Source organism: Pinibacter soli (assembly GCF_029961145.1).
In the GTDB taxonomy this organism is placed as follows: Bacteria; Bacteroidota; Bacteroidia; order Chitinophagales; family Chitinophagaceae; genus Pinibacter; species Pinibacter soli.
This window is the reverse complement of the sequence record NZ_JASBRG010000005.1, coordinates 469,374-480,762: the sequence shown is the minus strand read 5'-3', so window position 1 is coordinate 480,762 and position 11,389 is coordinate 469,374. Positions and strand designations below refer to the sequence as shown.

Here is an 11,389-nt window from a genome sequence, read left to right as displayed (position 1 = left end):
GGTTATTGAACTTTTATTTTGTAAGACAAAGCATAAGTAGTTCCGGAAACCTTGTTGATCGACGGGACCACCTTTCTATGGCACAATGTTCCATCCTGGTTATAAAGACCGATCTCTTGAATTACCATTGAAGGATCCCCAGCCACAAGCGTTGCATTAAACTGCACATGTCCGTCGGAGAAATAATCAACAGTCTCGATATCCTTTGCGACAGCGCCACTGATGGTAGTGTCTCCTTCTGAAACAGCGGTATTGCTCGTTCCCACGACGATCTTCGTTATTTTTTTTCCGGCTGCATCGCCCGCCAGTAGTTTTTCAACGTTCGTTCTTCCTGCTGCTAAAAGCATAATATTTTTGTTTAAATCGGTGTAATTGTTACTACATCACTATCTCCGCTGTGGTCATAATCTCCATCGTACATTCCTTCGCCATCATATTTGAGTGTTCCGGTCATCTCGATATTATCATCTCCTGAAACAGCCGGTAATGCATTTGCGTCATCGTCGCTTAAATCAATCGTGTCGTCGAATAAAAGATCTATGGTGACATCCATCAAAACACAAACGGCCCGTTTGTATTCTGCAACCATTTGAATGATGTCGTTAAAAGAATTGGCCGTTAATTGAACATTGGAGTTTGTGAGTTTTACGCCAAACTTTGCCCAATGATCATAACCTGTTTTCTTTAATTCGACATCCGGGAAACCAATACTTTTAAGACCTTCTTTTATCGCCCATTCTGTTCCCTTATATCGATGCAATTCAATTGCTCTTTTCAGGACCTCTCGCTGATCGGCTTCGGTCTGTGCCATTCTAAACCCTTTGTATCCCAATACATCAAACTGTTCAGCGAGGTATGGCAACGCACTTGCGTCAACAGTCTCAATGATGTATACGAGTAGCTTGCTTAAGTCAAGTTGTCCAAGCTCTTCTTTGAATACACTATACCAGCTTTTAAACTCTGGTAAGTACGAGATGCTATCGGCCATTGCTACATTACCCATTGTTACTGCCAGTTATTGTTACATTAATTCCCGTACATTTTGGGTATGTTTTTTCATCTGCTACGATATCGGCAACTGGTGAAACTATTGTTACATCGTACACCTGATCTTTAACCATGCTCAACGCAGATATTTGAGATCTGATCACATCCATTCCTAGTTTATTATTTCGCTCATCTTTGAACGCGTTCAGATTTGTATTAACCTGGGCCAGCACTTCTGCATCAATAGCGCCAGTGTAGATTTCGAGTTCAACTTCAATCGCGTATTCAATTACAGTCGGCACATCTACCAAAACTGTATCGTTTTGCGGACGTACCTTTTCATCGTCACAGGTTGAAAGCACTTTATCAAGAATTTCATCAGATGGCAATTCGCCACCGGCACAAAGAGGATATAGAGTAACCTCTCCTGGGTTTGTTGTCACGCAGGTAACATCAACGATGGAAGGATGAGCAGACTTTGCAAAAAATATGTATGCTCCCTTTGGACCGGCAACGGAAAAAGAAGAAGGGGCAAGGTTGATCCTGCTTCTTAATTGATCATCCGTTTCTGCATCGCTACCGCCTGCAGTTTTATCTATATTGGCAGCACTTACGAGATATGGTTGAGGGTCAAGGACAACTGCAATCTTACCAGGATCATAGTTATTACCTGCAACGCCAGCTGTTTGACAAAGCGCTGTCACTGTTACTACATTCACTCCAAGTGGCACAGCTACAGGGCTATTGGTAATGAATGTTACATTGCCATCGATCGATTGAACTCTTATTCCTTGTGGGATCTGTACGGGATTGTGCCCATCAATGAGATTCATCTGGATGGTACACTCTGCACTGCTTGCCGGCAGTCGTTTAACTCCAACTAACTCTCCGAGAAATTCGAGGGCCGCACCGGTTCCAAATCTTGTCAGGCATTGTCTGAAAGCCTGGTTACCGGCAACGCGATAGAGCTGCAGCTCATAAACAAAAGAATTAATCAACAACATCTCAATGTCACCTGGCGCCAAAGCTCTACCCAACTGACTTTCCAAGCTGGTTTGCATCCGCTGTAAAATCGGTTGTATATCTTCTTCAAATACTATTGGTAAAGTTTCTGCCATTACTGCGGTATGGTTGTGATGTTAATTACTACGCTTTTTGCCTGGTCGGTATAAACCACGAGCAGCTGTTGAAATATTTCAAAATCTTCATTAAAGTCATCGCTAAAAGCGCCGCCATTTGTTTCAATGAACCAATCACCTACATTACCAAGTGTATCATTTGCCCACTGTTTTATTTGGTCAGCGGTGAAAAGATCAATAGCGTTAACGTAGGTTGTTGAGTCTACATTAATCAATACATTGTATTTATAGCCAACTGGCAATGAGGGGATGCCTCCTAGAAATTTCGTTTTGCTTAGGACTTTTATTGAGATCGAACCAATCGAATATTGAGGATTGATATATCCCACAATGCTGCTTGATGTATAGTACCATTGGCCATAGTTGGACCAATTTTCTTTCACCCACAGGTACATCTCATAGGTATCAGCAAATCCTTGCGCCGGTGGCGAAGGCAATAGATCACTATTATCTAACGAACATTGAATTTGATATTGAAGAGCCGAAGGATTGGGAGGAAATAAACCTTGTAAAATCAAACGGTTTATCGAAACACCAGTGGAAATATTTTCATTGCCGATATCAATAAGCAGCGTGTCAGAAAGATTTTCATCTACGAGTGCATAAGTAATAAAGAACTGTGTGTTTTCTTTTTTTACTTCATGATCGATCGAGGTGATTGAAACTCTTTTCTCCCACGTTGCGATAGCATCAAGGATTGCTTTCTTAATATTGGGAATTGCAACATCAACTGGCTGATCCTGGTATTTGTAAACATCGCTACCAAATTCAGGACGCAAAGGATCCGTTCCTTTGGTTGTGCGAATGATTACGTCTATGCATTGACGGATGGCAGCAACGCCTTCAGCGATTGCCCCGCCACCTCCTATACTATAGGTCCATACTGGTGATTTTATTTGTTGAAGAGTTGCCAATATTAGCTTGCGTTATGAATCACAAAAATTGAATTAATGTGATTCCGTTTTTAGGCAAACTTTAGACAAACTTTAGGCAAATTGATTATGGGACAGGTGTACCTGATGTGCCGCTGCCTGTTTGTACTCCAGTGTGTTTATGTGTACCGAGCGATATTGCGCCTGATTTAACTGCGCCGTCTGCGTTAACTGCACCAGTAACATTAATGTCACCTTGTACTTTACCATCAGCACCAGACACACCGGGCATTGCAGTGAGTGATAGTCCACCGGCAGTAATAGTTCCTTGTACTGTCACGGCTCCTTTCAGTGTGATCACAGGCGCTTCGATTGTTGCCTGCAAAGCTTTCGCATTAATGTTTCCTGCAGTAGTTGTTGCTTCAATATTTCCCGTATTGGTTGTGGCCTTAATGTTTCCGTTTGCAGATATTGTTACTTTACCTTGCACGTTGGCAGTGAGTTCATGCGATGACTTGTCGTACTCAAGGTAAGTTCCATCTTCAAAAACTTTTCTGAATTTGTTTTTACTGGCTCCGCTGTCTGGCGGTTCCGCATTGCTATGTATGGCACCAATAATAAACCCTTCTTCGCAATGGGTATCAGTAATACAAGCAACATGCTCATTTGCATTTAGGATCCAGCTTTCTTTGTCCTTTAGGGAAGTGCGAACGATCACGGGCCACCAATCAGAAGTTATATCGTCATCCTTGAAATACACTTTCGCAAATCCAGCCTTTGCATCACTTACAAGTCCTATCTTAAACTGCATGCTATTGTGTTTTAAAGTTTACGGAATCAATTGTTTTAACTCTCTTGATGTTTCCGGATGTGACGTAAGCTCCATTGCTGCTAATGGAGTGCGAGGATTCCATTATATGGAAAATGCCGGAGAAATTTCCAGCGCCGTTCAGCTGGAAGTTGTTTCCACTTACAAACAGGATGTTCCCTGGCAATGTGATATCACCGCCAACACCTTCAGTGTTGTTTTTATAAAGAGCATAACGAGCCTTTTGCTCCGCTTGCTGTTTATTTTCTACTCTGCCACGAATTTCCAACGTGTCGGAACTATCGACATCGCTGTCACTATCATCATCCGGATTCGCTGTAAACTCCTGAACATCTTTAGTTAGGGGATCATGATGGCGAACCCTGCAGGCCTTGAATGTTTTGTGCGTTTGATCGTGGACCTCAAGCGATATCAACTGTTGCTTGGTGAGGGTTAATGACGCGCTTCTATTCTCCAGATCCTTGTAGTATGTAAATACCAGGTTCGCGCCACGAACGGAAAAGATACATCCATAGGTGCTACCGATACGATTTAAAAAGGAAAGGGCCGATTCTCTATACTGTGTTGCCCGGTGAATTGATATCGCCGGCACATTACCCAATAGTTTCAATTGCATATCGTTGGCAACGGTGTTGGCGATTTCTTTCAGGCTTTTATCCTCATGTGCGTAGCTTTCTTTTGTTCGCATCGGTTTTTTAATGCCGGCTGCTAGGCCTTTGATGGAAAACACGTCTCCGGATGTAGAGATGCTCAATGAAAGCTCATCGACTTCAAACAAACCGCAATCCATCTGTAAACCATTTTGCCTGATGATCAGATTTATTGAATCTCCTTTTTGCGGATACCATGAGTTTTGCCAGCGAAGGTCCTTGTCCATCAATACCAGCTCCAACGTGTCGCTTTCGCCACCGATCTTATCGGTGTAGTTGATACTGATAACCTGATCAGCGATATCACGGCTGATATCCTTTGTATTGTAAACAAGCGTGTATTCTGCAACGGGTAAATTCATATTATTTCCAAGGCGGCAACAGATCCGCTTGTGTTTTAATGGTTGTGCTCGGTATGATCGGTATGTTCAATAAAAGTCCAGGCTCCAAAATACTATCGATGGCCAGTGATGAGTTTGTTTCAATGATCAGGCTGATAGCATTAACAATTCTCCCATCTTCAAGCGTGACATTGTTTACAGTCCCATACGCTTTATAAGCGATCTGGTCCCATCTGTCACCCGGCTTTGTTATGTATTCAGCTGTTCTCATTTCTTAACTATTGATGATTGAATTATACCGTTAGCTGAACTTTGTAACACTCTTACTTCGGTTTGTAAGTTGTAATTGTCTGCCTTTATCCCTGAAATATTTGGAAATGGATTTAAGTAATCTGCCTGATTTGCTTTGACATCATCTGCCATTATTTTAGCTCTTGATTGAACTTTTACGGCGCTTGGTCCGACACTTGTCTGATAAATGCAGCTTGTAGTATCATTTGATGCATCCATGAGCTTTTGACAGCCACTGAATATTATTGACAAGCATTTAAGAATTACACTATTATCGTTTGGGGTGCTTGAATATCTTAGGCTGTGCACATCCACTTGATAAGCATGGGACTTGATTTCAGAGATAATATTGCTAACTTTTGCATTACATTTTTCAGGATTAATCCTGTTACTTTTAGTTGGTGGTTTTTTATCGCCAACAGCAAAGGCGTTTTGTTTTGCCTCCTGTTCTTGCTGATTTACCCTATCATCACTAACGTTTTCTTTCAATGAAAGGCTTACTTCTGCTGCAATGATATTGCCGAGCGCGTCCATGTCTTGATTCGTAACTGACAGGCTCTGTATTACAAATTCTCCCTCAATTTTGCCATTACCCCATAGAAGAGGCAATATTTCAAAAGTGTTGAGAGATTTTCGAAGTTTCTCTATCTCTTGTGAAACCTTGCAGTATTCCTGGTGAAGGAAAATGGTGAGGTTTATATTTCTCAATCCGATAGCAGCTCCTTGTAATTGCGCCCTTCTCCCAATAAGAGCATGCTCAACAATGATTGCCTCTTGTTCGTTGTTGAACGATACAAAGCTTTTCTGCCCATCAAATACTGTAGTTCCTAATTGTGCAAACATTAGCTATTATTGAATGATACTCTGCCTTGATTTCGATTATATTCTCTCATCATCTTTGAAAAGTCCTTTCGCATAGCGTCGGTCAACATCTGCCCATCTTCTTTTGTGGCACTTCCTGATAAGTGAATCACAGGATTGAAATGCAATTGCGTAGAGCCTCCTGATCTGCCTAATGATGGCAATGGCTGATTCATCTGACCGTACAAAGAGCCAGTAGCTTTTGCCATAGCCATTATCATTGGTTGGGGCTTAATGCTCTGTGCAATTGTCTCCACAAGCTTTATGCGATGGATATCTTTTAAAGGACCAACTTTAGCCGGAGAGAATGGGAGAAAGTCGCGAACCTTTTTTACTATGTTTTCAATCATTTCAATAGGCTTATGAGCCATTGACTTCATTCCTTCCCATAAACTGTTGACAATGTTTTTGCCAGCTTGCAGAAATTTGTCTCCCAACGTCAAGGTAAAGCCGACAAATTCAAGAAATGTTTTTTTTGCTTTATCCCAAATACCCTTGAAGTATTCAGCAATCTTGTCCCAATGTTTTATTATCAAACCTTCGGGAGTGTAATTCAGGAACATGCTTTTTATCCATTCCCAAGCAGCTACAAATGCCTGTTTTACTTTGTTCCATAGATTTGTAAAGAATGCCGATATCTTATCCCAATTCTTAATTATAAGACCTTCCGGCGTGTAATTCAAAAATAGCTTCTTTATCCACTCCCATGTGGCTGTGAAAATTTGCTTCACTTTATCCCATAGATTGATAAAGAACACTTTGATTTTATCCCAGTTGTTAATAATTAGAAAAGCCGCGATTGCGATTGCCGTAATCGCCAAAATCATAGGATTCGCTAACATAAATTTTCCAACGGTCCCCACTACGGTTCCTACCTCCTTGACAGCTTTTATAACATTCATAACAGTGGAGAATCCTGTCATAATGAATTGCACAACTTTCATAGTAGCACCGAAAGCCAAAAGCGCAACGCCAACTTTAGCGGCAGTAATTATCAATGATTTGTTGTTTTCAACAAAGTCGATGATTTTCGGCGCGAACGTCGCAAATTTATCAGCAAGCTTATTCACTTCAGGAAGTAACGCTTTCCCTATTGCTTCAGAAGATTCAGTGAACTGAATCTTCATTTTTTTAACAGGATCTGCAGTTCTTTCGGCAACTCCTTTTACTTGCTTCTCTACTGCTGCCAAAACGAATTGTTGAGCAGCCGCAACACCCTTTGTTGCCTGAAGCATTTTAATCATCGGCATATCTTCCTTGTTGATCGCGCCGGCTTTTGCCAATGCTTGAGCACCAAGTGCAGGGTTTTGCAATGCTTTTCCCAATTGTGTAACATTGCTCAGGGCGTCTCCAAATCCAGTCGCTTGCAAATCAAATGCTGCCTGGGTAGCTCTATTGTATATTCCCGTACTTCTGGCGGCTTCATCACTTGCTTTTTTAAATGTTGCAAGCTTTGCCTGCACTGCCATAATCTCCTCATCCTCGACACCGATTTTAAACTCTAGATTACCGGCAAACTCCGCTGCTTGCTCGGCTGCAGCTGAAGATGTTTCGCCCATGCTTTTGAATACCTGGTCAAGTCGCCTCACTGCTTTTTCAGATTCCCTGGCATCTTCTACAGTCTTGCCAAAGAAAGCTGTTATAACTCCACCGGCGATAAGGCTCTTATCGCCAATTTCTCCGACTGCCTTACTTGCCTTTTCAATGGATTTTGCATGCTTTTCTGCATTGGAAAAAGCTTTACCCATTACGGCAGAAGCCTTATCATATGCAGTTAAGACAAGTACTATTTTTAAATTTTTATCCACTGTTTTTTTCTTTTTTCTTTTTGTATGATTCAGCTGCCATCTTTTCCAGCTTTATCGCTGCACTATGCCATTCATATATTTGAGCCGTTGTCCACCTTTCCACCTGCAGTGGACTCTGTCCATAATATGCCGCTACGTCGGCGATCGTTTCGCGGCTGATCAAAAATTTAGATCAGAGTGAATAGCTAGTAATCTGTTGTAGTCTTTCAGTTTTAACGAATTGAAAAATTCGAATGTTTCTCTTTGCCCATCGATGGTAGTCGCTATCGTAAGTGAAGCGCTTTGATATTTCTCAACGTCTTTCCCCATGAATTTGGCAATTTCCTTATTGTCGTTTCCTGTCAACTCTCTTACTACAGCAATTCGTCCACACTTTGGCAGAAGCACCTTTTTAATCTTATTTCCATTAGGGTATATTTTTGTTAATATTCCTATTTCGCTGTCTTCTTCTGATTCATAAAAGAACCCTTCTGCATTCGGAGTTGTTGGGTAGGTAACGGCTGGCTCAGTTGCAGTTGTTGTTGACGCTTGTGTTGTGTTGTCTTGATTAAGTTGTTCCATTTTTTTTGTGTTGATAGTGCTTAAAAAAGCTGACTGCATTTACAGTCAGCCTATAATTTGATTTGCCTTTTTATTTTAATTAGAAACCGAGATTTGCGCGGTACTTTGTTAGTTGATCCTCATCTCCGATGAAGAAAACATTCGCCATTGCATCTACCTCGATCATCTTTTTACCGTCGATTTCAAGTCTGTAATAGCTGCAGCTAAACTCGCTTTCCTGCTCTGGGTTGTCGTTTTGTTTGTACGTTATCGCTGGCATTACGTCTTTGAAACGAACTGTAAGGAAAGCAACAACCGGTACCTCTGAAATGCGTCCGCTTGAATCCCACGACTCAAGATTTCCGCGCACCTGGATCTGCTTTGTAGAATATGGGCTACCAAATTCTTTAATCAGGTCCGGATAAACAGCATTCCATTTCATTTTGCCGGTCATCTTTTCAAACCCGCTCGGGATTTCAGTTGCCATGAACATGCCCAAGGCTTTTACATCAACTGCCTTCGCTTTGATCGCAGGCAGTTGAATTTCTTCAACCTTGCCAAGAAGGCTGTTGCCATTGTTATATACATTGGCATTCACGAGACTATTTATTTGTATACCTGCCATCGTTATTATTTGAATTGGTTAAGCAATGAAGTGTCCAAAACATCCTTGAACGTTATGCGCTCGGTTGGAGGCGGCACCATGTAAATTCTGGTAAGCGTTAGCTTGCCGGCAGCCAGATCAGCGGAGCTGTTATCCTCCGGATTGTACTCAACACGGCTACCAGGCAACACAGCTTTTCTCTGGATCTGTGTTCTCATGAACGTATTGCCGGCTTCACGGATGTTGTCAATTTGGGCCTGATCCAACGGCAGGTCAATGTATGGCAATGATGCAATCTCCATGCTTTCTACTACCATATCATCAGTACGCCTGATGTTGATAAAGTTTTTGATGGTAGTATCAGTAGGGAAAGCAGCATTACGGTTGCCCCATGTACGAATGCCGGTACCGAATCCTGCCGCAAGGGTAACAATACCAACAGCGTTCAACTGGTTGGCTTCACAATTCGCATCATTGATTGCCCACTCGATAACTCTTTCGCTTCCTGATGCGTTGCTGATCTCCTTATTAGATGGAGAATACCAGTAGCCAAGATTGCTATCGGTTTTTATGATGACACCCGCCATGAATGCAGAGAACGGGTAGTCCGCATCCGCTTGAGAGTAATCGTCAAACGTTTTGACATATGGATAAAGAAGTACCGCTCTCTGGTCGCTTGTGTTAAACACAATGGTACCAGCGATGCCACGGCCAGCAATTGCACCTGCGATCGTAGTTCCATAAGGTGCGTCTAACAAATAGATTGCGCGGAACTTTTGCGCACATGTTGCCAGCGCGTCAGAAATTGCCGAAAGACTGCTGTATGTTGGCGCGATCATCACTTTGGGTTTAAAGCCAAATGTGTTGTACGCAAGATCAAACAAAGCCATACCGGTGCGGTTGTTGTTTACATCCACACTACCAATAAGCTGCGTAGTTGTAACAGTACTTGCATCAAGCTTTTTATAAGAGAACTTATAAGTAGTTCCTTCCGCGATGTTTGTACTGATCACCTGAAAGTTTCCATACTCATCAAGCGTATAGTCGACATCCTTTACGATCGGTGCTGGTGTAGTTCCATCGCTCGCTTTGATCGTAACAGTCCCGATCGGCGCAAATGCAAGTTTTAATTTGCCATTTGTAACGGTCTGCGATTCGTTCGATACAGCAACAGTGTTTGTCGTTGCATCGAATGTATTTACAACAAGGATGGGAGCACTGCCAGCGATCGCACGAATGATTTGCAGGGTTTTAGGAATGTTGAACCCTGGCACTGGTTTGCCGAATACAGCATCATCCTTTGCGCTGTTGCAGCAAATCAATACGTTTTTTGCTCCGACCGGAGCAATACCAATCAACGCGATAACACTTGACTTAACAACTGTTATCGGTTGCCCGCCAACTTCGCTTTCGATTGTTTCAACGCCGTGTAAGTAATTTGCGGACATTATTTTGAATTTTTTGGTGTAGAATTTTGTTTGCTTTCCACCAACAAACCATTTGCAACGAGTGCAATTACAACCGGATTTTCTTCCGGGAGAAGCGCCTCATCTCCAGCAGCGAGGCGAATATCTTTTTGCACTTTCTTACCTTGTTCATCGAACAAGATGGTTGAATTGTGTGGCTGTTGGCCGATGTATAAAAAGTTTTTCATGTTTTAATCTTCTTTTACCAGTTCTTTAAATTCTGGGATGATAATGTTTCGGGGTTCGTCGACCTGAATGAGTCTTGACTCGCATTGTAATTGCAGGATGTGGACCCAAATGCCTTGATCAGTTTTGCTTATTTCATCCTTAAGTAGGAAAAGCCGTTGGCTGTTTAATGGTTTGAATCCAATTAGAATTTGTTCAACAATGTCTCTTACAACATGCAATCCGTTTTCCCGATACAATGTGCGGGCATGAATTTCAACATTGAACTGAAGGTTTCTAACCTGTGCTATTACATTGGTTGAGATGCTTGGCAGTGCCTGGCTTCCCATGTATACGACGTAAGCGACCGGCTTTGTAACAGCAATGTCATAGTCTTTATCAGAATCAGGAACATCTTTCGCAAGAAACTGTAATCCTAATGCTTCAAACTCTGTCGAAAGCTTGGTTACAATACTGCTTTGAATTGCGCTGATGTTCATTGTTGCTGTTCTAAATAGATTATGATTGTTTTGCCATCAAACTTCATTTCGCCACGGAAAGCGACGTAAGAAATATCGCTGATGATCACCATTTCATTGTTGTTGTCTCTAACGCTATCAAGCAGACCAGGGAAATCTCCGGAGAAATATTCCATGCGCGGCCTGATTGCTAAATAATCATCATCACTTACATTTTCTTTTTGCGTTGGCTTATTGAAAAGAACTCTGGCCGTTAATGTTTCGCCGCCTGTTGATGGCGTCCAAAGGGCATCATAACCCATTGCATTGGTAACAACGTTTTGTGCTGCCCTTTGTAATCCATCAAACAGATTCATA

The 11,389-nt window shown here is 42.0% G+C and carries 16 protein-coding genes; all 16 read right to left on the bottom strand.

The annotated features are described in order from the left end of the window. Window positions 1–2: 2 nt before the first annotated feature. Window positions 3–347, bottom strand: a complete 345-nt coding sequence (locus QJ048_RS09485) for a hypothetical protein (protein ID WP_282334101.1) — start codon at window positions 345–347, stop codon at window positions 3–5. A gap of 11 nt (window positions 348–358) precedes the next feature. Then, window positions 359–1,003, bottom strand: a complete 645-nt coding sequence (locus QJ048_RS09480) for a phage tail protein (protein ID WP_282334100.1) — start codon at window positions 1,001–1,003, stop codon at window positions 359–361. Further along, a complete protein-coding gene (locus tag QJ048_RS09475; RefSeq protein WP_282334099.1) occupies window positions 996–2,105 on the bottom strand; it encodes a baseplate assembly protein in 1,110 nt (369 codons plus the stop codon). The genes QJ048_RS09480 and QJ048_RS09475 overlap by 8 nt, the downstream gene beginning before the upstream one ends. Beyond that, entirely contained in the window at window positions 2,105–3,040 is a 936-nt protein-coding gene (locus QJ048_RS09470) for a GPW/gp25 family protein (protein ID WP_282334098.1), read from the bottom strand. The genes QJ048_RS09475 and QJ048_RS09470 overlap by 1 nt, the downstream gene beginning before the upstream one ends. An 85-nt stretch (window positions 3,041–3,125) precedes the next feature. Continuing rightward, window positions 3,126–3,809 (bottom strand): phage baseplate assembly protein V, encoded by a 684-nt coding sequence (locus QJ048_RS09465; protein ID WP_282334097.1) that lies wholly within the window; start codon window positions 3,807–3,809, stop codon window positions 3,126–3,128. A 1-nt stretch (window position 3,810) separates the two neighbouring features. Beyond that, window positions 3,811–4,839: a phage late control D family protein gene (locus QJ048_RS09460; RefSeq protein ID WP_282334096.1), complete on the bottom strand. Its 1,029-nt coding sequence runs from the start codon at window positions 4,837–4,839 to the stop codon at window positions 3,811–3,813. A gap of 1 nt (window position 4,840) precedes the next feature. Further along, window positions 4,841–5,089 (bottom strand): tail protein X, encoded by a 249-nt coding sequence (locus QJ048_RS09455; RefSeq protein ID WP_282334095.1) that lies wholly within the window; start codon window positions 5,087–5,089, stop codon window positions 4,841–4,843. Next, window positions 5,086–5,952, bottom strand: a complete 867-nt coding sequence (locus tag QJ048_RS09450; protein WP_282334094.1) for a phage tail protein — start codon at window positions 5,950–5,952, stop codon at window positions 5,086–5,088. Before QJ048_RS09450 ends, QJ048_RS09455 begins: the two co-directional genes overlap by 4 nt. Continuing rightward, on the bottom strand, window positions 5,952–7,778 hold the full coding sequence (locus tag QJ048_RS09445) for a phage tail tape measure protein (protein ID WP_282334093.1): 1,827 nt from the start codon (window positions 7,776–7,778) through the stop codon (window positions 5,952–5,954). Before QJ048_RS09445 ends, QJ048_RS09450 begins: the two co-directional genes overlap by 1 nt. Beyond that, complete coding sequence (locus QJ048_RS09440; protein WP_282334092.1) at window positions 7,771–7,941, bottom strand: hypothetical protein; 171 nt, start codon at window positions 7,939–7,941, stop codon at window positions 7,771–7,773. Before QJ048_RS09440 ends, QJ048_RS09445 begins: the two co-directional genes overlap by 8 nt. Next, window positions 7,938–8,339, bottom strand: coding sequence for a hypothetical protein (locus QJ048_RS09435; RefSeq protein ID WP_282334091.1), 402 nt, complete (start codon window positions 8,337–8,339; stop codon window positions 7,938–7,940). Before QJ048_RS09435 ends, QJ048_RS09440 begins: the two co-directional genes overlap by 4 nt. Before the next feature lie 79 nt (window positions 8,340–8,418). Next, window positions 8,419–8,943 (bottom strand): phage major tail tube protein, encoded by a 525-nt coding sequence (locus QJ048_RS09430; protein WP_282334090.1) that lies wholly within the window; start codon window positions 8,941–8,943, stop codon window positions 8,419–8,421. 5 nt (window positions 8,944–8,948) lie between these two features. Next, window positions 8,949–10,370 carry a phage tail sheath family protein gene (locus QJ048_RS09425; protein WP_282334089.1) on the bottom strand — a complete coding sequence of 474 codons (1,422 nt, stop codon included), beginning with the start codon at window positions 10,368–10,370 and terminating at the stop codon, window positions 8,949–8,951. Continuing rightward, window positions 10,370–10,576, bottom strand: a complete 207-nt coding sequence (locus tag QJ048_RS09420) for a hypothetical protein (RefSeq protein WP_282334088.1) — start codon at window positions 10,574–10,576, stop codon at window positions 10,370–10,372. Before QJ048_RS09420 ends, QJ048_RS09425 begins: the two co-directional genes overlap by 1 nt. Before the next feature lie 3 nt (window positions 10,577–10,579). After that, the gene (locus QJ048_RS09415) at window positions 10,580–11,053 is read right to left on the bottom strand and encodes a Gp37 family protein (protein WP_282334087.1); all 474 of its coding nucleotides are present in this window, start codon (window positions 11,051–11,053) and stop codon (window positions 10,580–10,582) included. Then, window positions 11,050–11,388: a head-tail joining protein gene (locus QJ048_RS09410; protein ID WP_282334086.1), complete on the bottom strand. Its 339-nt coding sequence runs from the start codon at window positions 11,386–11,388 to the stop codon at window positions 11,050–11,052. The genes QJ048_RS09415 and QJ048_RS09410 overlap by 4 nt, the downstream gene beginning before the upstream one ends. Between the last annotated feature and the right edge of the window lies 1 nt (window position 11,389).

What these genes read in the sequence shown, in the direction of transcription:
- QJ048_RS09485 (WP_282334101.1), bottom strand. Translation starts at nt 347, where the DNA reads ATGCTTTTAGCAGCAGGAAGAACGAACGTTGAAAAACTACTGGCGGGC.
- QJ048_RS09480 (WP_282334100.1), bottom strand. Translation starts at nt 1,003, where the DNA reads ATGGGTAATGTAGCAATGGCCGATAGCATCTCGTACTTACCAGAGTTT.
- QJ048_RS09475 (WP_282334099.1), bottom strand. Translation starts at nt 2,105, where the DNA reads ATGGCAGAAACTTTACCAATAGTATTTGAAGAAGATATACAACCGATT.
- QJ048_RS09465 (WP_282334097.1), bottom strand. Translation starts at nt 3,809, where the DNA reads ATGCAGTTTAAGATAGGACTTGTAAGTGATGCAAAGGCTGGATTTGCG.
- QJ048_RS09460 (WP_282334096.1), bottom strand. Translation starts at nt 4,839, where the DNA reads ATGAATTTACCCGTTGCAGAATACACGCTTGTTTACAATACAAAGGAT.
- QJ048_RS09455 (WP_282334095.1), bottom strand. Translation starts at nt 5,089, where the DNA reads ATGAGAACAGCTGAATACATAACAAAGCCGGGTGACAGATGGGACCAG.
- QJ048_RS09450 (WP_282334094.1), bottom strand. Translation starts at nt 5,952, where the DNA reads ATGTTTGCACAATTAGGAACTACAGTATTTGATGGGCAGAAAAGCTTT.
- QJ048_RS09435 (WP_282334091.1), bottom strand. Translation starts at nt 8,339, where the DNA reads ATGGAACAACTTAATCAAGACAACACAACACAAGCGTCAACAACAACT.
- QJ048_RS09430 (WP_282334090.1), bottom strand. Translation starts at nt 8,943, where the DNA reads ATGGCAGGTATACAAATAAATAGTCTCGTGAATGCCAATGTATATAAC.
- QJ048_RS09425 (WP_282334089.1), bottom strand. Translation starts at nt 10,370, where the DNA reads ATGTCCGCAAATTACTTACACGGCGTTGAAACAATCGAAAGCGAAGTT.
- QJ048_RS09420 (WP_282334088.1), bottom strand. Translation starts at nt 10,576, where the DNA reads ATGAAAAACTTTTTATACATCGGCCAACAGCCACACAATTCAACCATC.
- QJ048_RS09415 (WP_282334087.1), bottom strand. Translation starts at nt 11,053, where the DNA reads ATGAACATCAGCGCAATTCAAAGCAGTATTGTAACCAAGCTTTCGACA.
- QJ048_RS09410 (WP_282334086.1), bottom strand. Translation starts at nt 11,388, where the DNA reads ATGAATCTGTTTGATGGATTACAAAGGGCAGCACAAAACGTTGTTACC.